Here is a 25452-nt window from a genome sequence, read left to right as displayed (position 1 = left end):
AGAAAAGACCGGCAATGAACCACGACGCCTATCCCGACAATTACATCCGCGGCATCCTCAACAGCGTCAAGTCGATCGCGATGGTCGGCGCCTCGCCGGTCAATGTGCGGCCGAGCTATTTCGCGTTCAAATATCTGGCACAGCGCGGCTACGACATGATTCCGGTCAATCCCGGCCATGTCGGCAAGGACCTGCTCGGCAAGCCGTTCGTCGCCTCGCTGCGCGACATCGGCCGCCCCGTCGACATGATCGACATCTTCCGCAACTCCAGCCACATCATGCCCGTCGTCGAAGAAGCGCTCACGCTCGATCCGCTGCCGAAGGTGATCTGGATGCAGCTTGGCGCGCGCGACGATGCGGCGGCGGAAAAGGCCGAGGCCGCCGGTATCAAGGTCGTGATGAACCGCTGCCCCAAGATCGAATATGGCCGGCTGTCCTCGGAAATCTCCTGGATGGGCGTCAATTCCCGCACGCTCAGTTCCAAACGCCCGCCGGCGCCGACGCAGGGCATGCGCCTATCCCTCAATCGGATGAGTGTCGGCGGCGGCGATACGGCCGCCTCCGATCGCGCAGCGAAAAACAAGAGCGAGCAAAGCTGACGCAATTGCGAAGGATTCGTTTCGCGAACGCGTCAATGCGTAGCACGATCGTTGCGATGTGAAGCCGCGGCTTGACGCCGGGCACGGCTCCCATCAGCATGCCGCGCGATTTCAGACAAGAACAGGACGCCCTCAATGAGCGATCGCCTTCCGGGATTTTCCACCCTCGCCGTGCATGCCGGTGCACAGCCCGATCCGACCACCGGTGCGCGCGCGACTCCGATTTACCAAACGACCTCATTCGTCTTCAATGACGCCGACCACGCCGCCTCGCTGTTCGGCCTGCAGGCATTCGGCAACATCTATACCCGCATCGGCAATCCGACCAACGCCGTGCTGGAAGAGCGGGTCGCCGCGCTCGAGGGCGGCACGGCCGCGCTTGCGGTCGCATCGGGCCATGCCGCGCAGGTCGTGGTGCTGCAGCAATTGCTCCAGCCGGGCGACGAGTTCATCGCGGCGCGAAAGCTCTATGGCGGCTCGATCAACCAGTTCACGCATGCGTTCAAGAGCTTTGGCTGGAACGTGGTGTGGGCCGATCCCGACGACATCGCAAGCTTCGAGCGCGCGGTGACGCCGCGCACGAAGGCGATCTTCATCGAGTCCATTGCCAATCCCGCCGGCAGCATCACCGACATCGAGGCGATCTCGACGGTGGCGCGCAAGGCGGGCGTGCCGCTGATCGTCGACAACACGCTGGCCTCGCCCTATCTGATCCGCCCGATCGACCACGGCGCCGACATCGTCGTGCACTCGCTGACGAAATTCCTGGGCGGCCACGGCAATTCGCTCGGCGGCATCATCGTCGATGCCGGTACGTTCGATTGGTCCACAGGCGGCAAATACCCCATGCTGTCGGAGCCGCGGCCGGAATATCACGGTATTCGGCTGCAGGAGACGTTCGGCAATTTTGCCTTCGCGATCGCCTGCCGCGTGTTGGGCCTTCGCGATCTCGGGCCGGCACTGTCGCCGTTCAATGCCTTCATGATCCTCACCGGTATCGAGACGCTGCCGCTGCGCATGCAGAAGCACTGCGACAACGCCAAAGCGGTTGCCGAATTCCTCGCTGGTCACCCCGCCGTGGCCTCGGTGAGCTATGCCGGTCTTCCGAGCGACAAGTACAACCAGCTCGCGCGCAAATATGCGCCGAAGGGCGCAGGCGCCGTGTTCACCTTCAGCCTGAAAGGCGGTTATGACGCCGGTGTCAGCCTGGTGTCGAAGCTGCAGCTGTTCTCTCACCTGGCCAATGTCGGCGACACCCGCTCGCTGGTGATCCACCCGGCCTCGACCACGCACAGCCAGCTCGACGACGCCGCCAAGATCAAGTCCGGCGCCGGCCCCGACGTTGTCCGGCTCTCGGTCGGCATCGAGGACAAGGAAGACCTCATTGCCGACCTGGAGCAGGCGCTGGCAGGGTAATTTCCTCGTCGTTCCGGGGTGGTGCGAAGCACCGAACCTGGAAGCCCGATCTTGCCTGATCTGCCCTGGATTCCGGGTTCGGTCCTGCCGGACCGTCCCGGAATGACCACGGCAATCCTGGCCGCCGCCAGTTAACAGTCATTAACCATATCTGCCGCATACATCGTCGCTGGATCGCCCCTTGATTCGGAGCCGACAATGCTGCGCTGGATGGTGCCCGCCCTGGCCGTGATGCTGACGGTCTCGGCCGCCGACGCCGCCGACTTGCCGGCGCATACGAAGCGACGCGCCACCGTCGTTCCGGCGCAGGAGCCGCCGAAGGTCTATGTCGAGACCGATCCTGACGCACTGATCTCGCCCGCCTATGGCATCGGCAGCTACATCCGGAACCTGCCGGGCACGCCGCTGTTGCCGGGCTCCCATACGCTGCCAGGTTATTACGGTCGCCCCTGGGACTATGACTATCAGGGCTCGTATTACGGCGGGAAGCAGGTCGACTATTTCTGGCGCCTGCCCTACTCGTGCGGCATCTACGGCTATTGCTGATCTGATCAGCCGGGTTGTCCCAGCGGAACTCCACGCGGCTGCAGCTCGGCAGGCTGCCGCGACGCCAGCCGCTCCGCCTGCATCACCGCAAGCGTGAGCACGATGATCGCGACCGCCTGGTGCGAGAGCGCGAGATCGATCGGGACCTGGTTGAGCAGCGTCAGGATGCCGAGCACGGCCTGCAGGCTCACCGCCGCCAGCAGCCAGAGCGCGCCACGCGCCGCCGAGCCGGCGCGCGTGCGCACCGCGTCGAAGGCGTGCAGCGCCGCCAGCGTGAACAGCAAATAAGCCGTCATGCGGTGTTCGAACTGCACCGTCAGCACATTGTCGAACATGTTGCGCCACCAGGGCGTCTCGAACCACAGCCGCTCGGCCGAGGGAATCAACGCGCCGTCGATCTGCGGCCAGGTATTGTAGGCGCGTCCGGCGCGCAGGCCCGCCACCAGCGCGCCGAAATAGATCTGGACGAAGGTCACGATCACCAGGAGCGCGCTCGTCACCCGCAGCCGCGCCGGGACCGCAAGCTGCGGCCGAGCCGCCAGCCGCCACACTGTCCAGACGATGCCGGCAAAGATCAGCAGCGCCAGCACCAGATGGGTCGCCAGGCGATATTGCGACACTTCGACCCGCTCGGACAGGCCTGAAGCCACCATCCACCAGCCGACCGCGCCCTGGAGACCGCCGAGCGCGAACAGCAGCCACAGCCGCCGCTTCAACTCGCCGGACAGTCCGCCACGCCACAGGAAGAACAGGAACGGCAGCAGATAGGCGATGCCGATGAAGCGGCCAAGCAGCCGGTGGCTCCACTCCCACCAGAAGATCTGCTTGAACTCCGACAGGCTCATGCCCGCATTGAGCTCGCGGTATTGCGGGATCGTCTTGTAGGCCTCGAAGGCGTCAGTCCACTGCGCCTCCGACAGCGGCGGCAGACTGCCGGTCACCGGCTTCCATTCGACGATCGAAAGGCCCGATTCCGTCAGCCGCGTCGCGCCGCCGACCAGCACCATCAGCGCGATCAGGGCGGCCACGGAAATCAGCCACCAGCGCACGGCGCGATGGTTGGTCGGGGCGAAATTCGTCGTCATATCAGGGGCAAACCAAGCCTTGTACCCAAGCTACTTGAACCGGACTGCGTGCCCCTTATAGTCCCCCGCTCCTGCAGCGCAAGTTACGCGAAAGCCTCAAGTCCCCGCCATGACGATCCGTACCCGCAAGTTCCTCGGCGCCATTCTGCTACTTCTGCTGGCCACCGTCTGGGCTCTGCTCGGCATGGCGGCGGCGCAGATGCCGTGGATCGCCGAGTCGGGCTGGCGTCAGGCGATCTACTATGTCGTGGTCGGCATGGGCTGGGTGCTGCCGGCGATGCCGATCGTGAGCTGGATGCAGCGACCGGATCGCGCCAAATCTAGCTCGTGACGCTGCCGGTCGGTTTCACCGGCGCGAAGGCAACGCCTGACACCAGCACCCGCAGCATGCGGAGCGAGCGCATCCTCCCATCCCAGGCAATCCGCGGCAGCGCGCGCAGATTGGTGCGCCCTTCCGCATCGACGATTCCGGAGATGGTCGATACCGCGCTGGCAAAACCTGCCTCCTCCGCCATCACGACGTGGCGGCGCTGGAACGAGCCACGATCGCCGAACGGAAACGCCAGATGCCTGACCTCCCGGCGAAACGCGGCTTCCGCCACCGCCCTGCCCATCGTCATCTCGCGCAGCGCGGCCAGGTCCTTCATGCTGGCGAGGTTGGGATAGTTCACGGTCGCGCTGCCGATCGTGACCAGCGGATCGGCGGCCAGTCGGGCCAGATCCTCCCAGTTCATCGACGCCTCGCGCGAGACGGCCGCGAGATCGACCCGGTATCGCGTGCAGAGATCGGCGATCGCCGTCGACAGATCCGCCGGAGGCAGCGAGCGCAGCCAGCTCTCGAGATGCGAGAACAGCGCCTGCTTCCCGGAGATGTCGGTGACGGTGAAACGCTGCTCCTTGTCCCCCATCATCAGGCTGATGCGGCTCTCGCGTGCAATCACCTGCTCGAGCCCGAGCCACCAAGCCTCGCCGACGCCATCCGGAAAGGCGGTGGGAACGTAGAGCGTGAACGGCACGGCGTGGCGCGCCAGCACCGGATAGGCAAAGCTGATCAGGTCCTTGCTCGAGCCATCGAAGGTCAACGCCACGAAGCGTCGCGTCTCGGGCAGCGTCACCGCGCGTCGGCAGACCTCGTCCATGCCGAGGAAATCATAGTTCCAGCGCTTCAGCGCGCGAATGGCGCGATCGAGAAACTCCGGTGTGATCTCGTGCCGGCGCAGCGGCTGGAACGCGCCGTCCCGCCGTGGCCGCACGCGCTCGAAACGCAGGATGGCGCCTGCGCCGCGGCTGCGCAGCAGGGGCTGACCGGTGAACCAGGCCAGTTCGAGCCGCAAGCGCTCCGGCCATCTGTTGTCGCTTGCCAATATCCCACCTTCGGGTTCGCTGGCGGCCTGTTCCCTCAGCCATCGTCATTACCCTTTGTTGACGTTTCTTTGCAAAGGTCGGCCACAGGCCGAAATACGTATTTTTTGCTTTCTCGACAGGTTTCGCGGATGACCATGGCTGCGGCGATACAAAGCCGGACGGCAGAAAAGCCAGCGCGGCCGAAAGCGAGCCACATCGCGCATGTCGACATCGCCGCCGATCTCGCCGAAGCCGAGCCGGCCTGGCGCGCGCTCGAGGAGCCCGGACATCTCTTCACGCCCTATCAGCGGTTCGATCTCCTCGCCTCGTGGCAGCGCTCGGTCGGGATGCGTGAAGGCGCCCGCCCCTTCGTCGTGATCGCCCGCGATGCCGAACAGAGGCCGCTTGCTCTGTTGCCGCTCGCGCTCCACCAAGGCCACGGCGTGCGCACGGCCTGCTTCATGGGTGGCAAGCACACGACTTTCAACATGGGACTGTGGAGCGCCGAGTTCGCAAGCCAAGCCGTCGCTGCGGATCTCGACGCGCTGTTCGCGCCCTTACGTGATCAGGCCGACGTTCTCGCGCTGATTCAGCAGCCCAGGCGCTGGCACGGTCAACAGAATCCGTTCGCGCTGCTGCCACCGCAAAGCACCATCAACGGCTGCCCCCTGCTGGAGATGGAGGCTGGTGGCCCGCCCGCCTCCAGGATCAGCAATTCCTTGCGCCGTCGGCTGAAGAGCAAGGAAAAGAAGCTGCAGGCGCTCGCCGGCTATCGCTACCACCTTGCCACGACCGACGCGGACATCACCCGCCTGCTCGACTGGTTCTTCCGCGTCAAACCGGCGCGGATGGCGGAACAGAAACTACCGAACGTTTTTGCCGAGCCAGGGGTCGAGCAATTCGTCCGCAGCGCCTGCCTTGCGCCGCGCGGCGAAGGCCGGGTCATCGACATCCATGCACTCGAATGCGACGAGGAAGTGATTGCAATCTTCGCCGGCGTCGCCGACGGCCAGCGCTTCTCGACGATGTTCAACACCTACACGATGTCGGAGCACGCCCGCTACAGCCCGGGCCTGATCCTGATGCGTTACATGATCGACCGCTACGCCGAACGCGGCTACCGCTCGCTCGACCTCGGCATCGGCACGGACGATTACAAGCGCATGTTCTGCAAGGGTGACGAGGATATTTTCGACAGCTTCGTGCCCCTGACCTCGCGCGGCAGAGTCGCCGCGATGGCGATGTCCTCGCTCAGCCACGGCAAGCGCCTGGTGAAGCAGAACCAGATGCTGTTCGATCTGGCCCGACGGCTGCGTCAGGCGTTCGGGTAGCTGCTTCCTCCCACCAGGGGCAGGACTGTCACGCCGCCACCACGCGCGGCGTCTCGCCGGCATCCGACGGCTGCACGGGGCGGCTCAGCATCGTCACCTCGCTAAAGCCGACGGCCCTGAGCTGCTCGCACATCAGGGCGCGTGCGTCCGCTTCCATCGACGTGTCGGGCACCACGACGGCGCGGGCATTCGCCGTCAGCAGTTCGGCCGGCAGATCGGAGGCGCTGCCCGCGTCGATCAGCACGTGATCGTAGGCGCGCAGCAAGGCGTCGATGGCGAGCGTCACCCGCGGCGACTGCAGCAGGCTGCGGTCGAAACCGGGACGACCGGCCATGACCAGGTGCAGCCGCGAGAGCTTGTCGCGCGTGATCACTTGCGCAAACGAGGCCTGCCCCTGCATCAGCTCGGCAAGACCGGGCGCCGCCGGATCGACGGACACAGCCGCAATCGTCGGCGAGGACGCGGCAAGATCGACCACGACGACGCGCGCATCGCGGGCAAGATGCCGGGCGAGCGTCAGGGTCGACAGCGTGATGGCCTCGCCCGGCGCGGTGCCGAGCACCGTGACCTTCTGCGCGGCCGAACCCGCAGCCTTGAGGCTTTCAGCAAGCTGCCCGATCTCGGCGACTTCGTTGACCTCGGCATATGCAGTCATATCAGGCTGGAGCGTCACCGGCTCCATTTCGACGACATCGATGACCGGCTCCGGGCGAGCCACCGGCTGCGTGAGCGTGGCAACGGCGCGCGGCGCAGTCTGGCGCAGCAGCTCGCCGGTGACGACGAGACCGGACGAGAGCAGCAGCGTCGCCAGCGTCGCAATCAGCACGATTGGCAGCTTCTTCGGATAGGCCGGCGTGTTGGAAACGATGGCGCGCGAGATGATGCGGCCCTCCGTTGGCGCCGTGTCGATGGTCTCGCGGGTATTGGCCTCGCGGTATTTGGCGAGATAGGTCTCCAGCAAATCGCGCTGCGCCTTGGCTTCTCGCTCCAGCGCACGGAGCTGGACATCCTGGCCGTTGGTCGAGGTCGCCTGCTTCTTGAGCTGCTCGAGGCTCGCGGTCAGGCCGTCGACGCGCCCGCCGGCGATCCGCGCATCGTTCTCGAGCGAGCGCGAGATCTTGGCCGCCTCGTCGCGGATCTGGTTGTCGAGGTCCCCGAGCTGCGCCTTCAGTTCCTTGATGCGGGGGTGATTGCCGAGCAGCGTGGACGACTGCTCGGCCAACTGGGCGCGCAGCGTCACCCGCTGCTCCGACAAGCGCCGCATCAACTCGGAGTTCACGACCTCGGAGGCCTCGATCGGCTTGCCGCTCTGAAGCATCTCGCGGATCAGCCGGGCCTTGGATTCAGCATCCGCCTTCAGCGCGCGCGCATTGTTGAGCTGGGTGTTGACCTCGCCCATCTGCTGGTTCGACAGCGTCGTGTTGTTGGTGCCGACGAAAAGCGAGGACTTGGAACGGAAGTCCTCGACCTTGGCTTCGGCCTCGGAGACCTTCTTGCGCAAACTCTCGATCTCGCCGGCGAGCCACTGGCTGGCGTTGCGCGCCTGGTCCTGGCGGGCATTCTGCTGAAGCACGAGGTAGCCGTCGGCAATCGAATTGGCGACACGCACTGCCAGCTCGGGATCCTGCGACTGGAATTCGACCACGATCACGCGCGATTTGTCGACGGCGTAGGCCTGGAGACGATCGTAATAGGCGTCGAGCACGCGCTCTTCCGGCGTCATCGAGAACGGATCGCGGCCGACGCCGACCAGCGCGGCGAGCGATTTCAGCGGCGAGACGCCCTGCAGCACCGGATCGAACTCGGGGCGCTCGGCAAGCTTGTTCTTCTTGATGATCTCGCGCGCGAGATCGCGCGACAGCACGAGCTGCACCTGGCTGGTGACGGCCTCGGCATCGAGCGCCTGCCGCTCCTCGGTGCTGCGATCGCTGCTCGGCCGCAGGAAGACATTCTCGCGACCGTCGATCAGGATCCGCGCCTCGGATTTGTAGCGCGGCGTGATGAGATTGACGACCGCGACGGACGCGACGAGCGCCAGCACCGTCGGCACGATGATCCAGCCGCGCTTGCGCGCAAGCGCGCCGCCCAGCGCATGCAGATCGATATCACCGGATTCCGCTGGCGCCTGCTTCGCGATGACCGGCGCCGGCCTGGTTTCAACTCTGGGCTTGATCTCAGACTTGGCCTTCGAAACGGCCCGCTCGATGACGGCCTTGTCCTTGCCGGCACGCCAGAACGCTAAACGCATCGAACACTCCCGCAGGGCAACGCCACTCGTCTACCTCAATTGGGACCGATTACACTCCATTAAGGTTGCCGCTGGGTTAATCGCAGCATCTCGCGGGTGGCGCTGGCGCACCCGTCACCGTTTGTTAACCACGAGGCCCCTTAATCCGTCTCGATATTTCGAGAACATTGTTCGGCAGTGGCCGTCGAGCGCTGGTTTTGATCATGCCCCCCTCTCCTGACCAGCCGCTTCGAATCCTGCACGCCGTGCGTGCGCCGGTCGGCGGCATCATCAGGCACATCCTCGACCTCGCCAACGGCCAGGTCGACCGCGGTCACCATGTCGGGATTCTCGCCGACAGCCTCACCGGCGGCGAGCGTGCCGAGAAGGCGCTGGCCGAGCTTGCGCCGCGGTTGAAGCTCGGCGTGCATCGGCTTGCGATCCGTCGCGAACCCTCGCCGGAGGATTTTCTCGTTTGGCTCCGGATGCGACGCCTGATCGCCACGCTCAAGCCCGACGTCATGCACGGCCACGGCGCCAAGGCCGGCGCCTTCGTCCGCATGCGGCGGCGCTCCGACGACACCATTCGCATCTACACCCCGCATGGCGGCTCGCTGCATTACCCCCTCAACACCTTCAAGGGCGAATTCTACGCGCGGCTCGAGCGGGTGCTGATGGATTCGACCGATCTGTTCCTGTTCGAGAGCGCGTTCGCCCGCGATACCTATCAGCGCATCGTGGGCAAGCCGAAGGGCGTCGTGCATTGCGTCTTCAATGGTGTGACACCGGAAGAGTTCGAGCCCGTCGCCATCGCCGACGACGCCACGGACCTCGCGTATGTCGGCGAGTTCCGGCACATCAAGGGCGCCGATCTCCTGGTCGATGCGGTGGCGCGGCTGCACGAGCGCGGCAAGAAGGTGACGTTGACGCTCGGCGGCGATGGCGAGGAGACGGCAGCACTGAAGGCGCAGGTCGAGCGGCTCGGCCTGACGGACGCGATCCGCTTCATCGGCCACGTCAAGGCGCGCTACGGCTTCTCCAAGGGACGACTGCTGGTGGTTCCCTCGCGCGGCGATTCCATGCCCTATGTCGTGATCGAGGCGGGCGCGGCCGGCATTCCCATGATCGCGGCGCGCGTCGGCGGCATCCCCGAGATTTTTGGCAGCGAAAGCCCGGCCCTGTTCGCGGCAAGCAACGCCGAAGCCATGGCCGAGGCGATCGCGGCTGCGCTTGCGGATACTGGGGCGACCGCGCAGCGTGCATCCGCCTTGCGCGAGCGCATCTCGGCGCACTTCTCCCAGCAGGCGATGGTCAATGGCGTGCTTGCCGGCTACCGCGACGCATTTGCCAATCATTAACCATCCTCTGGTTCGCTTTAGAGAATCTTCCGATTTGTCCGATAATCGACTTGCCAGGGGATGCATGCCCGGGGCGCACGGCCGTCTTTCGGGGTTTAGGAATGGACGTGGACATCAGTGGAACCGCTCAACGCACGCTCGATGCTCGATGCCGCGACCAGCGCCGCGGCAAGGCCTGCTGAAACCACTTTCGTCGAACGCCGGCGCCGGCTCACGCCCGCGGCGCTCGAAGTCGTCAACCAGAAGGTCGCGCGCGCCTATTCGCCGATCGTGATTGCCGGCATCGTCCGCGCCATCGATTTCGCGCTGCTGAGCCTCGTCGGCATCGCGCTCTATGTCGGCTATGTCATGCCGCTCTGCGGATTCAACTGGGCCTATCCGGCGGAGATCATCGCGGTCGCGGTGGCGGCCGTGGTCTGCTTCCAGGCCGCCGACATCTACGAGGTGCAGCTGTTCCGGGGGCAGCTCCGGCAGATGACGCGGATGATCTCGTCCTGGTCGTTCGTCTTCCTGCTGTTCATTGGCATCTCCTTCTTCGCCAAGTTCGGCAGCGACATGTCGCGGCTGTGGCTTGCCGCCTTCTACGTTCTCGGACTTGCCGCGCTCACCTCCGAGCGCCTGGTGCTGCGCTCGCTGGTGCGCAACTGGGCGCGCCAGGGACGGCTCGACCGCCGCACCATCATCGTCGGCTCCGACAGCAACGGCGAGGAACTGGTCGAAGCGCTGAAGGCGCAGCAGGATTCCGACATCCACGTGCTCGGCGTGTTCGACGACCGCAACGACAGCCGCGCGCTCGACACCTGCGCCGGCGCGCCCAAGCTCGGCAAGGTCGACGACATCGTCGAGCTCGCCCGCCGCACCCGCGTCGATCTCGTGCTGTTCGCGCTGCCGATCTCGGCGGAGACACGCATCCTGGAGATGCTGAAGAAACTCTGGGTGCTCCCGGTCGACATCCGCCTCTCCGCCCACACCAACAAGCTGCGCTTCCGTCCCCGCTCCTATTCCTATCTCGGCGAGGTGCCGACGCTCGACGTGTTCGAGGCGCCGATCACCGACTGGGACCTGGTGATGAAGTGGCTGTTCGACCGCCTCGTCGGCGGCCTCGCGCTGCTCGCCGCGCTTCCGGTGATGGCTCTGGTGGCGCTCGCCGTGAAGCTTGACAGCCCCGGCCCGGTGCTGTTCCGCCAGAAGCGGTTCGGCTTCAACAACGAGCGCATCGACGTCTACAAGTTCCGCTCGATGTATCACCACCAGGCCGACCCGACCGCCGCGAAGGTCGTGACCAAGAACGATCCGCGCGTCACCCGCGTCGGCCGCTTCATCCGCAAGACCAGCCTCGACGAACTGCCGCAGCTGTTCAACGTGGTGTTTTCAGGCAATCTCTCCCTGGTCGGCCCGCGTCCGCATGCGGTGCAGGGCAAGCTGCAGAGCCGGCTGTTCGACGAGGCCGTCGACGGCTATTTCGCCCGCCACCGCGTCAAGCCCGGCATCACCGGCTGGGCCCAGATCAACGGCTGGCGCGGCGAGATCGACAACGAAGAGAAGATCCAGAAGCGCGTCGAGTTCGACCTCTATTACATCGAGAACTGGTCGGTGCTGTTCGACCTCGTCATTCTCCTGAAAACGCCACTCTCGCTGCTGACCAAGAACGAGAACGCGTATTGAGTTTCCGTCATGGCCGGTCAGGCCCGGCCGCGACGCCGAGTTTTGTGGCGTACCAGTAACGTGAGCGTCGGATGGCGTATGCGGCAACAGCCGGTGGAATGAACGCAGCCGCACCGGCCGCGCCCGGCGTGCTGGCGCTCCAGCGCGCATTGGTGTGGCTGGTCGGCGCGTCCGGGGCGATCGTGTTCATCGAGCCGAGCCCTTACGAGATCGCGACGCTGCTCGCCACGGTCGCCTTCTTCGCCACCGGCCTGCGCCTGCGGCTGGTGCTGATGCCGCTGGTGCTGCTGCTGGTCCTGCTCAATGTCGGCTACACCATCAGCGCGATCCCGCTGCTCGACCAGCCCGAGGTGGCAAGCTGGATCGCGACCTCCTGGTACATGGCGGTGACGGTGTTGTTCTTTGCCATGGTCACCTCCGAGGACACGGCCGCGCGTCTGGACATGCTGCGCCGCGGCCTCGTGGTTGGCGCGATGGTCGCCTCTCTCTCGGCGATCGCCGGTTATTTCAACCTCGTTCCCGGCGGCCACGACCTGCTGACGCTCTACGAGCGCGCCCGCGGCACGTTCAAGGACCCGAACGTGCTCGGCGCCTTCCTGATCCTGCCGGCGCTGTTCGCGCTGCAGAGCGTGGTCTCGGACAAGCTCGCCAAGGCGTTCCGCAACGTCATCGCCTTCGGCATCATGTCGCTGGCGATCCTGCTGGCCTTCTCCCGCGCCGCCTGGGGCGGGTTGATCCTGACCTCGGCCTTCATGCTGGCGTTGATGGTGCTGACCAGCCGCACCAATGCGCAGCGCTCGCGAATCATCATCATGGCCATCGTCGCGGTGGTGCTGGGCCTCGCGCTGATCGCCGTGCTGCTGTCGTTCGATTCCATCGCCGAGATGTTCAAGCAGCGCGCAAGTTTCGACCAGAGCTACGACGAGGGTCGCTTCGGCCGGTTCGGCCGGCACATCCTCGGCGCGGAGATGGCGCTCGACCTGCCGTTCGGCATCGGTCCCCTGCAATTCCACCGCTTCTTTCCCGAAGACACCCACAATTCCTATCTGAACGCCTTCATGTCAGGCGGCTGGCTCTCCGGCGTGTGCTATCCGGCGCTGGTCTTCACCACCGTGATCACGGGGTTCCGGCACATCTTCGTCCGCGTGCCCTGGCAGCGCGCTTATCTGGCGGTGTTCTCGGCCTTCGTCGGCACCGTCGGCGAAAGCTTCGTGATCGACACCGACCACTGGCGCCATTTCTGGATGATGCTGGGCGCGATGTGGGGCATGATCGCGGCCGCGCAGGCCTACAAGATCAGGTCTGACGGGGACGCTTCGTCAGCTTGAGCTTCAGCGCAGGTCGCTTCTCGGGTGGTGTGTCGATCAACCCCTTCAGGGTCGTGGTCGCAGCCAGGATGCTCTTGTAGCCCTCATTGGCAAAACGCAGCAGCAGGCGCAGTTCCTCATCGGAATAGTTGCTGAAGACCTTCTCCATCGCCTGCTGCATCGGCACGTAGAGCTGGCCGATCTTCATGGCGGTCTCCGGGACGACGGCGATGAAAACCTTCCGGCGGTCCGTCTCGTCCCTCTCGCGGCGTACCAGTCCGGCCTTCTCGAGCCGATCGACCACGCCGGTGATGGCGCCGGTCGTGAGCCCCGTCACCTCGGCAAGCCGGCCTGCGGCCACACGTCCCTCGAGATACAGAATGTCCATGCATTCGAGGTCGGAGTTGGCGATTCCGGCCACGTTCGCAACGGCTTGTCCATAAAGCACGCCCTGCGCGGACGACCGCCGCATCGCCTCCTCCAATTCCCCCAACAACGCCGCGCGCGCTTTCGTCCTTGACAAGGCCGACCCCATCTCTTAGTCGATATATATCTTAGTCACTAAGATATTTAGTGACCTTAATTTCTCCTAGCACCACGGAAACGTCGGGAGCAAGCCAATGCCTCATCGTCGCCGCAAGGCCCTGATCATCGGCGCCGGCATCGCCGGCCCCGTTGCCGCGATCCTGCTGCGCCGCGCCGGCATCGAATCCGCGATCTACGAAGCCCGGCCCTATTCGAAAGGCATCGGCGGCGGCCTCCAGATCGCGCCGAACGGCATGCACGTGATGGACGAGATCGGGCTTGCGAACGAGCTGATCAGCCGCGGCTCGATCGCGGAGTCCTTCGATTTCTATTCGCAAGGCGGCGAGCGGCTCGGTTCGATCAACCGCGACATGGCGCGGCGCTTCGGCCAGCCGGCCGTCAACATCTCCCGGGCGGTGCTGAACGAAATCCTGATCGACAAGGCCTGGTGCGCTTGCGTCTCGCTCTACTTCGAGAAGCGACTGATCAAGGTCGAGGATCGCGGTGACCAGCCTGTTATCGCCTATTTCGCCGACGGCACCACAGCCGAGGGCGATTTCCTGATCGGCGCCGACGGCGTGCATTCGATCGCACGGCGCCAGGTCGTGCCGGATGGACCAAAACCCTTCGACACCGGCCTGGTCGGCTTCGGCGGCTTCGTGCCGCATTCGGTCCTCGACGGCCGGGCGATCGGGCGGCATGTCGAGACGACGTTCGGGCAAAGCGGTTTCTTCGGCTACGGCTATTGCAGCCCGGATCCGAAGGACGGCGTGATGTGGTGGAGCACCCAGCCCGCGCATGGCATGGATGCCGCAATGTTCCGTGCGCTCGACGCGCAGACGTTGAAGCAGCATCTGCGCGGTTTCCATCGCGGCTGGCACGATCCGATTCCCGCCATCATCGAGGCCGCCGAGAACATCGTGGTCACCGACACGCTCGATGTCGCGACCTTGCCGACCTGGTCGCGCAAGCGCTCGCTGCTGATCGGCGATGCCGCCCATGCGACCAGTCCCCATGCCGGCCAGGGCGCCTCGCTGGCGCTGGAGGATGCGATGCGGCTGGCGCGCCTGATGCAGGAGGGCCAGGAGCTCACCGCCACCTTCCAGGCCTTCGAGGCCGAGCGGCGTCCCCGCGCCGAAAAGGTCGTCGCCATCGCCCGCCGCAACGGCAACAACAAGCGCGAGTTCAGCGCCGCCGGCGCCTTCATCCGCAATCAGATGATCAAACTGCTGTTGCCGCTGGGATCGAAGAGCATGGATTTCATGTACTCGTATGATGCAAGGGCGGCGTAGCGGACCCGGTGCCGTAGGGTGGGCAAAGGCGCAGCGCGCCGTGCCCACCATCTCTCTCTAATCGCGACAGGTGGTGGGCACGCTCCGCTTTGCCCACCCTACGGCAGCCGACCTAGCCTTCCACCTCGAACCTCAGCCCGGCATGATCGATCAGCCGCTTGATCAGCTTGTGCTGCATCGCTGCGCCCGGGGTCCAGAAGCCGGCGGCGACGTCCTTGACGTCGCGCAGCAGGCAGATCGCGCATTCCGAGATCATCTTCGAGGTCGAACCGTAGCCGGGATCGCGGTCGCCGGTGACGCCGGCGCGAACCATGCGGCCATCGGGCGCGATCGCGACATAAAGCAGGTTGAAGAGCCCGTTCTCGCGCTCTTGCTTCGACGGCCCCTCGCCCGGCTTCGGCGCGCTCGGACCCGTCTTCTCGGCATTAGCCGCCATCACGCGCTTGGCGTTGGCCTCGCCCTTCTCGCCGGGACCGGTCAGGACCATCTCGTCGTAGACGAAGTCCTGGCCGTAGGGAAAGCCCATCAGCATGTTGGAGCGATGGACGTTGCGGGTGTTGATCAGCGCCATCATGAACGGCGCGGCCCAGGAATTCAGATCCTCCTCGATCAGCGGCTTGTTGCCCCTCGGCTGCTTCGGACCGGTGAAGCCGGGCGTCAGCGCGAATGGATCGTTCAGGATCGCAACGAGGCTGATGTCCTTGGCCACGGCATCGAAGGTCGCCTTCGCGCTCGCCGCGGTGCCGCCCGAAAGCGTGCCGCGCATGTCGCGCACGCGGCCCTTCACGCGTGCGGCCGGGGCGCCGAACACGCGTTTGGCCTCGGCCTGCACGAAGAACGTGCCGAGCTCGAACGGCACGGAATCGAAGCCGCAGGAGAACACGATGCGCGCGCCGCTGCCCTTCGCGGCCGCCTCGTATTTGTCGATCATCTGCCGCATCCAGATCGGCTCGCCGCAGAGGTCGAAATAATCGGTGCCTGAGGCGATGCAGGCGGCGAGCAGCGACTCGCCGTAGAGCTGATACGGACCGACCGTCGTGATCACCGCCTTCGTCTGCTCCACCATCGCCTTCAGCGAGGCCGCGTCGGAGGCGTCGGCCACGAGCAGCGGCGTGTCAGTGGGCGCACCGATGGCATCGCGCACGGATTTCAGCTTGTCGAGGCTGCGGCCCGCCATCGCCCATTTCAGCGCGACATCGCCCTTGTAATGCGTTGCCAGATATTCGGCGACGAGCTGGCCGGTGAAACCGGTCGCGCCGTAGACAACGATGTCGAACTTCGCAGCACTCATGATCGGCCTTTATTTCTTTGCGTAACTCACGCCCATCCCGGCGCGAACGTCACTTTGAATTCCATAGGGCGGGATCGGATAGCGCAGGCCGTTCCTGGCCAGCGCCTTCATGCCCTCGATCGCCTTGGCGAGATGGTGAGGCTTCAAGGCCATCAGCATTTCCTCGTCCGGCACGCCGCCATAGCGCCGTTCGGCATAGCATGGCAAGGACAGGCTCGGCTCGCCCGATTTCAACGCCCGCCCCCAGGAATCGGCGCAGGCGGTCTCGCCGACCACGCCCCATTCGAACTTCTTGTAGCCGGTATATTGCAGCCCGTTGATCAGGATGATCATCTGGCCGGGCGTCGCGTAGACGAGGCAGATATCGGGCGGATTGAGCCGGCCGCTGGCGAGCGGGCTGACGGCGAGCGCTTGATATTGTCCGAATGGAACCACGTCCAGCGCTTCCTGTCGCTTGCGCGCATCCTCCGCCGTGCCGTGCCAGACGCCGACATAGCTTTCGCCGGCCAGCCATTTCTCGTCCTGGGGCCCAAGGCCGATCACCGCGCGGCACTGCGCGCCGACGAGGTCGTCGCCAGTGATGCCGACGGTCCAGCCGAGCCGCGAGGCCATGCTGACGATCTGATCGGTGGTATGAACCGCATTCGGCCGCCGGATTTTCGGGATCGCCTCCATGTCCGCGGCATGCGCGAACAGCTTCATGCCTGTGACCGTCGTCTTCAGTCGCAACAGGCTGTTGAGATCGGCCACGAGGCCGGCAAGGTCGATCGTCTCAGCGGCTTGCTGCTGCATGGCATCCTCCCGACGCGGATCGTTGCGCTTGGTCAAACCTGTTCTAGTCCTTGGCAGGACCTGGAAGCAACTCGCTGGTCCGTCCCATGAGACGGTAGGCCAAAAGGCCGATCCATTCGCGCGCGGCCACGTCGGTGCGGCCGAGACCATCAGCGCCCGCGTTGGTGAAGGAGAACAAATCGTCCGGCCCCCTCATCCGCCAGTCGACGGGATAGGCTTCGACGTCGAATCCGGCCTTGCGGAAGATGCCCATCGAACGCGGCATGTGAAAGGCCGAGGTGACCAGCAGCCAGCGCTCGCCCGGCTTCGGCGCCACCAGACGCTTCGTGAAGATCGCGTTCTCATAGGTGTTGCGCGAGTCCCGTTCCAGGATCAGACGTTCGCGCGGGATGCCGATGCTTTCGAGGATCAGGACTGAATAGTCGGCTTCCCTGGCGCTGGTCGAGACCAGGTTTGCCGACCCGCCGGTGAAAACGATGCGCGCATTCGGGTAGCGGCGCGCAAGCTCGGCCGGCGCGAACAGGCGATCGGCAGCGTGCGGTACGACCGGCGTGCGATGGGCCGCCGACAGATCGGTGTCGACCGAGCCGCCCAGCACGATGATGCCGTCGGGCGCACCGCGCGAGGCATCCCACGGCGGAAAGCGCGACTCCAGCGGATAGAGCAAGAGATTGCCGAGCGGCGAGAACGCGGCGAGAGCAAGCAGGATCAGCGTGGTCGCGGCCAGCTTGCGGCCGAGCCCGGCGAAGCGCGTTGCCATCAGCACGAGCGAGATGATGCCGAGCTCGACCAGAAGATTGATCGGCAGCACCGCAGCGCCAAGCGTCTTGGAAAGAACGAAGAACAGGAGAAACCTCGCGGAAATGATCGTGCCGGTGACGCGCAGGCTTGACCTGCCCGCTTATCTCCAGAAATCTTCTTGGAAGAGGATCGATTGCCGGGTCAAGCCCGGCCCCAACAAGATCTCATCAAACCGATTGGACGCGGCAAATGACCCATCACCATCTGCATTCGAGCCCCGAAACCTGCCATTGGGGTTTCTTTGAAGCCGCGCTCAAGCCGGTTCTGACCGTCGCCAGCGGTGACGAGGTCACCATCGATACCATCAGCGGCGGCCCGGACGTCGTGCCCGACCGCAGCAAGTTTCACATTCCGCCTGAGATGTTCGAGGTTCACGCCAAGAGCGAACGCATGCTCCCCGGCCACATCCTCACCGGCCCGGTCGCGATCGAAGGCGCCGCTCCCGGCGACGTGCTGGAAGTGGAGATCCTCGACGTCGAGCTTCGGCAGGATTGGGGCTGGAATCTGATCAAGCCTCTGTCGGGCACCCTGCCCGACGATTTCCACGAGACGCGCATTCTCAACATCCCGCTCGACCGGTCGCGGATGGTCGGCCGCCTGCCCTGGGGCCTCGATCTGCCTTTGAAGCCGTTCTTCGGGGTGATGGGCGTGGCGCCACCGCCTGGCTGGGGCCGCATCTCCTCGCTCGTTCCACGCGCCATGGGCGGCAATCTCGACAACAAGGAGCTCGGCGCCGGCGCCAAATTGTATCTGCCCGTGTTCGTCCCCGGCGCGATGTTCTCCTGCGGCGACGGTCATGGCGTCCAGGGCGACGGCGAGGTCTGCGTCACCGCGATCGAGACCGCGCTCCAGGGCCGTTTCCGGCTGACTCTGCGGAAAGATCTCAGGTTCGATTATCCGCGCGCGGAAACGCCGACCCACTACATGACGATGGCGATGGACCCCGACCTCGACCAATGCGCGGTGCGCGCGCTGCGCGACATGATCGCGCTGCTCGGCGAGATCAGAGGTCTGTCGCGCGAGGACGCCTACACCCTGTGCAGTCTCGCGGCCGATCTGCGGGTCACCCAGACCGTCAACGGCTCCAAAGGCATCCATTGCATGATCGAAAAGGCGATCGTGCACGGCTGAGCCCGGCCCCAACCTCCTGACCTGCCGACGCCACGACGCCGCGCGCGATTCCGCGCGGCGCGCCGGGGTGCGCGATTTTTTCCTAGCGATTCCAATGCGCTGAACCACCGTCATGCTACGGATTTGACTTCCCCCCTCGAACCTAAATAGAGTCTTAATCGTTACTTTTATGTACCCGAGTAAGAGGCTAGCGTTCGGGCCATGGCCACCGAAAAAGCCGAGACTGACCGCATCCCCGTAACCTTGGCGCTCTCGACCATCACCTACCTGGAGAAGTTGGTGAGACAGGGCACCCACGGCACCAGCGTTCCCGGCGTCGCACGGACATTGATCGAGGAAGGCATCCGTCTGGCCATCAAGGACGGGCTTTTGTCGATTCGCGACAATGGCAGGACGTGAGCGTGCGAGGCGCGTGAAGTGGACGGATCTCGGCGACGGATGGCCAGATGTCGCAACCTGGGGTCGTTACAAATGCCTGTTCTCTCACCAACCTGGACCGTTGAACGAATTGAACTGTTGAAGCAGCACTTCGAGGCCGGACTATCGTGCCGCGAGATCGCCGCCGACATCGGCGTCAGCCGCAACGCCGTGATCGGCAAACTGTCGCGCCTCAATCTCACGCGCGGGCGGACAGTCGACGACCGCAAGGTCCAGGACAGAGGCTTGGCGCCGGCACGCACGAGGCGACCCGTACCGCGGCTGCAATACGAAATGCTCGCGACGATCTATGGCGAGACCGACGCGCCCGTCGCGGCTGGACCGATTGACGACGCCAATCGCTGTTCACTGATGCAGCTCGGCGAATCCAGCTGCCGCTGGCCGATTTCGACGCCGGGCGCAGAGGATTTCTGCTTCTGCGGCAACGCCGTGCATGACGGCCAGCCCTATTGCGCCGGTCACAGCCGCCTCGCCTACCGGCCGAACTCCCGCGCACGCCTCATGCGCGGCTGAACCTCAGCCGTGCCTGCCCCACAACGAAAAACCTCCGGCAGGGCACTACCGGAGGTTCTTGGAGGCTTAGCGTGAAGCTAAGAGCCGTGACTTTCGAAACCGGCTGCGATCTATATAGCTGATCAACTCAGGTAAGTAAATAAGATTGGTGCCGATCAAATCGCATAGCTCGTCTTCGTTGTCAGCGCGGGGATATTCTGATTTTCGGAACCCTTGACGATCCAAAAAAAAGCCCCGGCGGTATGCCGCCGGGGCTTGGTCAGATCGTCAGGAAATCCCGCGCTTACCAGTTGCGCTGGGCGCGCAGCAGCAGGCTGTAGGTGTCCTGATCCTTCAGCTCGTAGGTCGCCGCGGGCTTGGCAACCGACGTCAGCGCCGGCGTCGTGATCGTGCCCGAGTACTTCTGGTCGAGGTGGCTGTAGGTGAAGTCAGCCGAGAAGGTCAGGTTCTTGACCGGCGTCCAGCGGGTGATGACACCGACCTGGCCGATGTTGAAGTCCGGGTTGCACGTACCGGTCAGGGTGGCGAATGCAGCGCTGCCGCAGATCAGGCCCTTGGCCGTGCCGCTGTAGTTCACCGCGGCCCACGCACCGTAGAGCGCCGTGTTCCAGTACGGATTCCAGTTGTGAGTATAGGCGCCACGGAAGCCGTAGGTCTTGGTCAGCTCGAGGCCGCCGCCCGGTGCGAACACCGCGTCGGACACGCCGGCGAAGCCGATGCTCTGATAGGCCGCGTTCGAGCTGCCGAACATCGAGTAGCTGGTCGCCGCCAGCTCCTGGAAGTTGTAGCGGCTCGCGCCCTCGGTGTAGACGCCCGACACGTTGATCACGTCACCGGCACCGGTCGGGATGTTCTTGATCGACAGCGCGAGCTGGACCGCCCAACCCCACTTGTCTTCGGGGTGACCGGTCGTCTCGGTCGCGCCGTAATAGCCGACGTGGTTGTCGTGCGCCGCAACCGACGCCTGGAACAGGCCCCAGGCCTGATCGACGCGGATGTTGCCGACGATGTCGGGCGCGCGCGTGCCGCCGAAATCGTTGGAGCCATAGGCGCCGCCGAGCACACCGGTGGTGGACATGCCGGCCGTATTCCAGATGTTGGTCTGGAAGATCTGGGTCTGGTCCTGGACCGAGATCGTCCCCGTCACGCCCTGACCGAAATCGGCGGTGTAGCTCGCTTGCGGAACGCCGTTGGTGGTGCCGCTGCCGCCGACCAGCTGGTCGAAGTTGTTGCCGGGATAGTTGATCCAGGGCGCATCGAACTGCGACACTGTCTTACCGAGAGTGAAGCCGGCGAACTGGATGAAGGCGTAGTAGACGCCGAGCGAACCGCCCGAGATGCCGCCGTCGGTGCCGTTGACGGCACCGCTGCCCGATCCGACGAGGCCGGTGCCGGCCGCGTTGAGGCCGAGCGTGCCGCTGTACTGGGTCGCGCCCGTTCCCGAACCGGTGCCGACATAGTTGCCGGTCGTCCAGGTGAAGACCGCGTCGAAATAGGTGCGGACCACGCCATATTCGGTCGCGGTGCGCGTGTCGATGTTGAGATCTTCACGAGCGCGCAGCGAGTAGTAGTTGTTCAGGCGATTGTTCGTCGCGAACACGCCGTTGTACTGGGCGCTGTAGTTGCCGCCGGCATTGAGCGCGACTTCCGCACGGAGATAGCCGCCCAGCTTGATGCAGGTGTCGGTGCCCGGGATGTAGTAGAAGCCCTGGCCGTAGAGCGAGCAGATCTTCACGTATTCGACAGCCTTGGCCTTGACCGGAAGATCAGCCGCCTGAGCTCCGCCGACGGCGATAAGACCCGCCGCAGTGCCGAGCAAAAGGCTCTTCACCACTTTCATTTAAAACCTCCAAGTTGCTCATTTTGCGGAGACCGGACCGTGAGGCCCCCCAAGATCCCCGTCTCTTGAAATCCGCTCGGCCGCTTCGCGCTTCCGGACACACCCGCATTGGACGCGAGGGACGTGAGCGAACCACCTGCAACGGGACGATCGAGAACCCCCCACCGTCACGGGCACTATGACTGCGCCGTTCCATTAATCAAAATAGTTTATTAGATCAGCTTTGTGGTTTCGCCAATTCTGTGTCCGCGGCGCAACACACCGCGCCGGCACGAATCATGACCTGCTCATATTTGTAATTTCCGTGACAAAATTATCCTGCTCTGCACTTGCGTCAGGGCAGACTTGCGTGGACTATGGCCGCCGCGAACACCGGCCAGACGGAAATCAGCCTGCGGGAGTGACGCTGTGTCAGCGACGAGGAAAGAAGGGGCGCGCCTCCGCTCCGCCGGCAACCTCGATATCATCAGGCGATTCACCTGGGAGATATCGTCGATCAACATGTATCTGGAGGAGCTGCGTCAGTTCTGGGCCAGGACGCTCGGCATCAGCGGGCCGCAATGGCTGATCCTGATGGCGATTTCCGACCTCGACAAGGATGACGGCGTCCCCGTCAACGTGGTCTCGAAACTCCTCCACGTCGATCCCTCTTTCGTCACCACCCAGTCCAAGCTGCTCGAGAAGAAGGGCCTGCTGCGCCGACGTCCCTCGCCGACCGACGCGCGCGTGGTGCGGCTGTCGCTGGTCGAGAAGACGCAAAAGCACATCGCCAGCCTCAACGAGCAGTACAAGACGATTCGCGAATTCGTCTTCCAGGAGTTCGACGAGAACGAGCTGACGGAATTCACCACCAAGCTCGCGACGCTGAAGACCCGGCTCGAGAAGGCCTGCGTGAGGATCTCCCTGGATCTGTGAAACGCCAATCCGCGAACTGACCGGCCGCGCTCAGATCCGTCTGCCGGCGACACCGAGGCGCGATTCCAGCCAGTCGAAGATGTATTCGTTGGCAAGGCTCGGGTTGTCGGCATGGGCTTGCGCCGCGCCGGTCTCCGCCGCCGTGAACACCTTCAGCATGATGTCCGAGCTGCCGAGCTGGGATTTCTGCACGATCTGACGTGCCCGATCGGCCTTGAGCCAACCGTCCTCGCCGATCGTGATCAGCACCGGGCATTCGGCGCTGGAGGCCATCAGCGGCGCATGCGGCACCGGCACGATGCTGAGGTCGCTCATCGCAAACCGGCTGGCAAAGAACGATCGCTCGTGCAGGTCCCACAGGCCGCCGTCGCAGACCGCGGCGGCGAGACGCGGTTCCTGCAACACCGCACGCGCCACGAACGAAGAGCCCCACCCGTCCGCCACGATCGCGACGCGGTCGAAATCGACGTCGCTGCGCAGCTCCAGATAATCCATGACGCTTCCGATCGAGCTTTCGAGATCGCGACGCTGCAGCAGGATGTCGGCGTAATCGTCGCGCTCGTCGCCGAGCAGGTCGAGCGCCAGCATCGCAAAGCCGCGCTCGCGCGCATGCGGCGCGAGCTTGACCAGGAACTCCTCCTTGCGATGTCCGGGCTCGCCGACGCAGATCACGGTCGGTGCTCGTCCGTTCCCCGAGGGCGCCGGCAGGAAATAGCCCTGCAGCGCATGTCCTTCGACCCAGGGGATCGTCACGACTTCGCCGCTCGGCCTGCGCGCCGCAAGGTAACGGCGGGCGCATTCCTGCATCGCGAGCACCGCGACCCAGCGCCGCTCGTCGGCCGGATCGAGCGGCATCGCGGCCGCGCCGTAGTAGTTCATCGCGCGCAGCCAGTTGCGCTGCGCGGTCACCAGATGGCCTTCCGCGAACGCCGCCTCGGCGCGTTGCCGGTTGACCCGCGCGAGCTTCTTCCACTCGCGATGCCAGGACTGCTCGTCGCCGCGCTTCAGCTGGCGCGCGATCATCAGGCATTCGGCGATGGTGGCGCCGCCCTCCTGGGCCGCGGTGAGCAGCCGCGTGAATTCAGCGGAGATATCCTCTCTCTCCGGGCAAAGAATGAAATCGTCGGAGAGGCATGCGGGTATCATCGGAGCTACGCTCGATCGTGGCGTCAGGCCTGACTGACTAAACCATTTCAGTTCACCGACCAAGTTGGGTTACATCAAATGATGCATGTTTGAGATCACCATCGCTTGAACGCGGGAATGTCGCGCATGCGTGACATTCCGTATCGTCATGCGAGGGGCGAACGCGCGGAGGTAACGGGTCAAATGACCTGTGTAAAATGACCGGCATCGCTCTTGAGATGACGGTTATCATACCTACATCCGCACGCGCTCACCGACGGCCTCAACCGAGCTTCCAGCCGACCTCCTGCGCAAAGCTTTCGTAGAAGGCGCGGTCATAGGCCTGTTCGGGCGTCGCCCGTACGCGCTCGTCGAGGCGCCTGGCGTCCTCGCCGACCAGGATGCGCCAGCGCTCCGCTTTCACTCCGTCGAGAATGATCTTCGCGGCCTGCGCCGCCGTGGTCGGCGCATCCTCCAGAAAACTGCGGGCGCGCTCCGTGAAGACCGCCTGGATGTCCTCGTCCGACATTTTGGCAGCATCCGGCACCCCGGCTGCGACCATGCGGTTGCGGGTCAGCGCGACCTCGTCCGCATTGAGACGATCCGAACCGTCGCCGCTCTGCACCTTGCGCGAATTGGAGACGATCGAGGTGCCGATATGGCCGGGCATCACCACCGAGCATTTGACATGCGGCGCGTGCAGGCGGAGATCGTTGATCAGGGCCTCGGTAAAACCTTTCACCGCGAACTTGGCCGAGCTGTAGGCGGTGTGCGCTTGGCCCATGCCGATCGAGGCCCAGAAACCGTTGACGCTGGCGGTGTTGATGATGTGCGCTTCGTCCGCCTTGACCAGCATGGGCAGGAAGGTGCGCACGCCGAGATAGACGCCGCCCCAGCAGATGTTGAAGGTGCGTTCCCACTGCTCGCGCGTGTTGGTGAACAGGCTGCCGCCGCCGCCAATGCCGGCATTGTTGAACAAGAGATGGATCTTGTCGGTCTTCTGCTGCTCGGCGAGCTCGTCGCGAAAGCGCTTGAGATGATCCTCGATCGACACGTCGGCGACATGCGTCGTGACGCGCAGGCCTTGCGGCAGCTTCTCGATCTCGCACAGCCGCTTGGTCTCGGCCATTGCAGCCTCCGAGACGTCGCACATCGCGACATTGCAGCCCTCGGCGACGAGCTGCCGGGCGAGCTCCCGCCCCATGCCCGTTCCGCCCCCGGTGATGACGGCCGTCTTTCCAGCAAATTCCTTCATGGGACTTTCGGCCCCTCCCCTTGTCGGCCTGTTTCTTCATTGGCACGCCGCGCCTAGCGACGCGCGCAAAATGTAGCAGCGCCGTATCGGCAGGTAAAAGCGGATCGGCGCTGCGTCCCGCCATCGATTATTTCGGCGCGCGGACTATTCGGCAGTTTTCCACGCGAGCTCCTGGCGGCGCCCGCCGTCTCGGCGGCTGCCCCCCGGAATCCAGCATTCCTACGGGGCGATTCCGCTGCGGTTCCCGTAATTGTCCGGCTTCGGTTTAAGGGCATTTTTTTTACAATCCGAATCGTCAAATGAGGAAGCTGGGGCGAGCAGGCCCGGCCGGCGTGTCGTTTCCGACACAGGCTGTGGCACTCGGCTTGCATCCTCCTCGTGGTCGAAACCACCAATGAGGTGACTGGAATGTTCATAACCGTCGTTGCCGTGCTCTGCCGGCTCGGTGCTGCTGCCTCCGGCAACTGCGTCGAGGAAATCGTGACCGACAGCAACATGACGCCCGATATGTCGATGATGGCGTGCGCGGTCGGTGCGCAGGCACCCCTCGCCAAGTGGATGGACGAGCATCCGATCTATCACGCCAACTGGCGGCTGGATCGCTACAAATGCGTGCCGGGCCACTACGAGATCAAGGGCCACGCCTAAGGCCCCGC

At 64.5% G+C, this 25452-nt stretch carries 24 protein-coding genes; 14 read left to right on the top strand and 10 right to left on the bottom strand.

Annotated elements, in window-relative coordinates:
- Positions 1 to 14 precede the first annotated feature (14 nt).
- The 3 genes from G8O24_RS12920 (at position 15) to G8O24_RS12910 (ending at position 2561) form a co-directional block, all read left to right on the top strand.
- Positions 15 to 599 carry a CoA-binding protein gene (locus G8O24_RS12920; protein ID WP_188099758.1) on the top strand — a complete coding sequence of 195 codons (585 nt, stop codon included), beginning with the start codon at positions 15 to 17 and terminating at the stop codon, positions 597 to 599.
- 135 nt (positions 600 to 734) lie between these two features.
- The gene (locus tag G8O24_RS12915; RefSeq protein ID WP_188099756.1) at positions 735 to 2015 is read left to right on the top strand and encodes an O-acetylhomoserine aminocarboxypropyltransferase; all 1281 of its coding nucleotides are present in this window, start codon (positions 735 to 737) and stop codon (positions 2013 to 2015) included.
- Between the two features lie 198 nt (positions 2016 to 2213).
- Positions 2214 to 2561: a hypothetical protein gene (locus G8O24_RS12910; RefSeq protein WP_188099754.1), complete on the top strand. Its 348-nt coding sequence runs from the start codon at positions 2214 to 2216 to the stop codon at positions 2559 to 2561.
- Positions 2562 to 2566: 5 nt separating this feature from the next.
- Here the strand turns inward: G8O24_RS12910 and G8O24_RS12905 are convergent, their stop codons facing one another.
- Positions 2567 to 3646, bottom strand: coding sequence for a COX15/CtaA family protein (locus G8O24_RS12905; RefSeq protein ID WP_188099752.1), 1080 nt, complete (start codon positions 3644 to 3646; stop codon positions 2567 to 2569).
- Positions 3647 to 3755: 109 nt separating this feature from the next.
- Here G8O24_RS12905 and G8O24_RS12900 point away from each other — a divergent pair, with 109 nt between their 5' ends.
- Positions 3756 to 3977, top strand: coding sequence for a DUF2842 domain-containing protein (locus G8O24_RS12900; protein WP_188099750.1), 222 nt, complete (start codon positions 3756 to 3758; stop codon positions 3975 to 3977).
- Here G8O24_RS12900 and G8O24_RS12895 read toward each other — a convergent pair.
- Positions 3967 to 5010, bottom strand: a complete 1044-nt coding sequence (locus tag G8O24_RS12895) for a polysaccharide deacetylase family protein (protein WP_188099748.1) — start codon at positions 5008 to 5010, stop codon at positions 3967 to 3969. The genes G8O24_RS12900 and G8O24_RS12895 overlap by 11 nt on opposite strands.
- A 129-nt stretch (positions 5011 to 5139) precedes the next feature.
- Here G8O24_RS12895 and G8O24_RS12890 point away from each other — a divergent pair, with 129 nt between their 5' ends.
- On the top strand, positions 5140 to 6321 hold the full coding sequence (locus tag G8O24_RS12890; protein ID WP_188099746.1) for a GNAT family N-acetyltransferase: 1182 nt from the start codon (positions 5140 to 5142) through the stop codon (positions 6319 to 6321).
- A 28-nt stretch (positions 6322 to 6349) separates the two neighbouring features.
- Here G8O24_RS12890 and G8O24_RS12885 read toward each other — a convergent pair whose 3' ends face one another.
- Entirely contained in the window at positions 6350 to 8569 is a 2220-nt protein-coding gene (locus tag G8O24_RS12885) for a GumC family protein (protein ID WP_188099744.1), read from the bottom strand.
- A 203-nt stretch (positions 8570 to 8772) separates the two neighbouring features.
- Here G8O24_RS12885 and G8O24_RS12880 point away from each other — a divergent pair, with 203 nt between their 5' ends.
- The 3 genes from G8O24_RS12880 to G8O24_RS12870 all read left to right on the top strand — a co-directional run bounded on the left by G8O24_RS12880 (position 8773) and on the right by G8O24_RS12870 (position 12899).
- Positions 8773 to 9906 (top strand): glycosyltransferase family 4 protein, encoded by a 1134-nt coding sequence (locus G8O24_RS12880; protein WP_188099742.1) that lies wholly within the window; start codon positions 8773 to 8775, stop codon positions 9904 to 9906.
- 117 nt (positions 9907 to 10023) lie between these two features.
- Positions 10024 to 11571: an undecaprenyl-phosphate glucose phosphotransferase gene (locus G8O24_RS12875; protein ID WP_188099740.1), complete on the top strand. Its 1548-nt coding sequence runs from the start codon at positions 10024 to 10026 to the stop codon at positions 11569 to 11571.
- A gap of 71 nt (positions 11572 to 11642) precedes the next feature.
- Positions 11643 to 12899 carry an O-antigen ligase family protein gene (locus G8O24_RS12870; protein WP_188099738.1) on the top strand — a complete coding sequence of 419 codons (1257 nt, stop codon included), beginning with the start codon at positions 11643 to 11645 and terminating at the stop codon, positions 12897 to 12899.
- Here G8O24_RS12870 and G8O24_RS12865 read toward each other — a convergent pair.
- Positions 12868 to 13350 carry a MarR family transcriptional regulator gene (locus G8O24_RS12865; RefSeq protein ID WP_244645836.1) on the bottom strand — a complete coding sequence of 161 codons (483 nt, stop codon included), beginning with the start codon at positions 13348 to 13350 and terminating at the stop codon, positions 12868 to 12870. The two genes, G8O24_RS12870 and G8O24_RS12865, sit on opposite strands and share 32 nt — an antisense overlap.
- A 148-nt stretch (positions 13351 to 13498) precedes the next feature.
- On the opposite strand from G8O24_RS12865, the gene G8O24_RS12860 reads away from it, so the two are divergent.
- Positions 13499 to 14695 (top strand): FAD-dependent oxidoreductase, encoded by a 1197-nt coding sequence (locus G8O24_RS12860; protein ID WP_188099734.1) that lies wholly within the window; start codon positions 13499 to 13501, stop codon positions 14693 to 14695.
- A gap of 112 nt (positions 14696 to 14807) precedes the next feature.
- On the opposite strand, the gene G8O24_RS12855 is transcribed toward G8O24_RS12860, so the two are convergent.
- The 3 genes from G8O24_RS12855 to G8O24_RS12845 are packed head-to-tail and all read right to left on the bottom strand — an operon-like array spanning position 14808 to position 17589.
- Positions 14808 to 15986, bottom strand: a complete 1179-nt coding sequence (locus tag G8O24_RS12855) for a saccharopine dehydrogenase family protein (RefSeq protein ID WP_188099732.1) — start codon at positions 15984 to 15986, stop codon at positions 14808 to 14810.
- 9 nt (positions 15987 to 15995) lie between these two features.
- Positions 15996 to 16778, bottom strand: a complete 783-nt coding sequence (locus G8O24_RS12850; protein ID WP_188099730.1) for a DUF169 domain-containing protein — start codon at positions 16776 to 16778, stop codon at positions 15996 to 15998.
- Between the two features lie 43 nt (positions 16779 to 16821).
- Entirely contained in the window at positions 16822 to 17589 is a 768-nt protein-coding gene (locus G8O24_RS12845) for a YdcF family protein (RefSeq protein WP_188099728.1), read from the bottom strand.
- A gap of 179 nt (positions 17590 to 17768) precedes the next feature.
- Between G8O24_RS12845 and G8O24_RS12840 the strand changes: the two genes are divergently transcribed.
- The 3 genes from G8O24_RS12840 to G8O24_RS12830 all read left to right on the top strand — a co-directional run bounded on the left by G8O24_RS12840 (position 17769) and on the right by G8O24_RS12830 (position 19661).
- The gene (locus G8O24_RS12840) at positions 17769 to 18710 is read left to right on the top strand and encodes an acetamidase/formamidase family protein (RefSeq protein WP_188099726.1); all 942 of its coding nucleotides are present in this window, start codon (positions 17769 to 17771) and stop codon (positions 18708 to 18710) included.
- Positions 18711 to 18911: 201 nt separating this feature from the next.
- Complete coding sequence (locus G8O24_RS12835; RefSeq protein ID WP_007603456.1) at positions 18912 to 19109, top strand: hypothetical protein; 198 nt, start codon at positions 18912 to 18914, stop codon at positions 19107 to 19109.
- Positions 19110 to 19181: 72 nt separating this feature from the next.
- Positions 19182 to 19661, top strand: a complete 480-nt coding sequence (locus tag G8O24_RS12830) for a GcrA family cell cycle regulator (RefSeq protein ID WP_188099724.1) — start codon at positions 19182 to 19184, stop codon at positions 19659 to 19661.
- A 283-nt stretch (positions 19662 to 19944) separates the two neighbouring features.
- Here G8O24_RS12830 and G8O24_RS12825 read toward each other — a convergent pair whose 3' ends face one another.
- Positions 19945 to 21501, bottom strand: a complete 1557-nt coding sequence (locus G8O24_RS12825) for a porin (protein WP_188099722.1) — start codon at positions 21499 to 21501, stop codon at positions 19945 to 19947.
- Positions 21502 to 21909: 408 nt separating this feature from the next.
- Between G8O24_RS12825 and G8O24_RS12820 the strand changes: the two genes are divergently transcribed.
- Positions 21910 to 22416, top strand: coding sequence for a MarR family winged helix-turn-helix transcriptional regulator (locus G8O24_RS12820; RefSeq protein ID WP_188099720.1), 507 nt, complete (start codon positions 21910 to 21912; stop codon positions 22414 to 22416).
- Between the two features lie 30 nt (positions 22417 to 22446).
- Here G8O24_RS12820 and G8O24_RS12815 read toward each other — a convergent pair whose 3' ends face one another.
- Positions 22447 to 23562 carry an alpha/beta hydrolase family protein gene (locus G8O24_RS12815; RefSeq protein ID WP_188099718.1) on the bottom strand — a complete coding sequence of 372 codons (1116 nt, stop codon included), beginning with the start codon at positions 23560 to 23562 and terminating at the stop codon, positions 22447 to 22449.
- Between the two features lie 262 nt (positions 23563 to 23824).
- On the bottom strand, positions 23825 to 24796 hold the full coding sequence (locus tag G8O24_RS12810) for an SDR family NAD(P)-dependent oxidoreductase (RefSeq protein WP_188099716.1): 972 nt from the start codon (positions 24794 to 24796) through the stop codon (positions 23825 to 23827).
- Between the two features lie 408 nt (positions 24797 to 25204).
- Here G8O24_RS12810 and G8O24_RS12805 point away from each other — a divergent pair, with 408 nt between their 5' ends.
- Positions 25205 to 25444 carry a hypothetical protein gene (locus G8O24_RS12805; RefSeq protein ID WP_188099714.1) on the top strand — a complete coding sequence of 80 codons (240 nt, stop codon included), beginning with the start codon at positions 25205 to 25207 and terminating at the stop codon, positions 25442 to 25444.
- The last annotated feature ends 8 nt before the right edge of the window (positions 25445 to 25452 follow it).

Origin of the sequence: Bradyrhizobium campsiandrae (genome assembly GCF_014529705.1) — a bacterium.
Lineage (GTDB): Bacteria > Pseudomonadota > Alphaproteobacteria > Rhizobiales > Xanthobacteraceae > Bradyrhizobium > Bradyrhizobium campsiandrae.
This window is presented reverse-complemented; position numbering and strand designations above follow the sequence as displayed.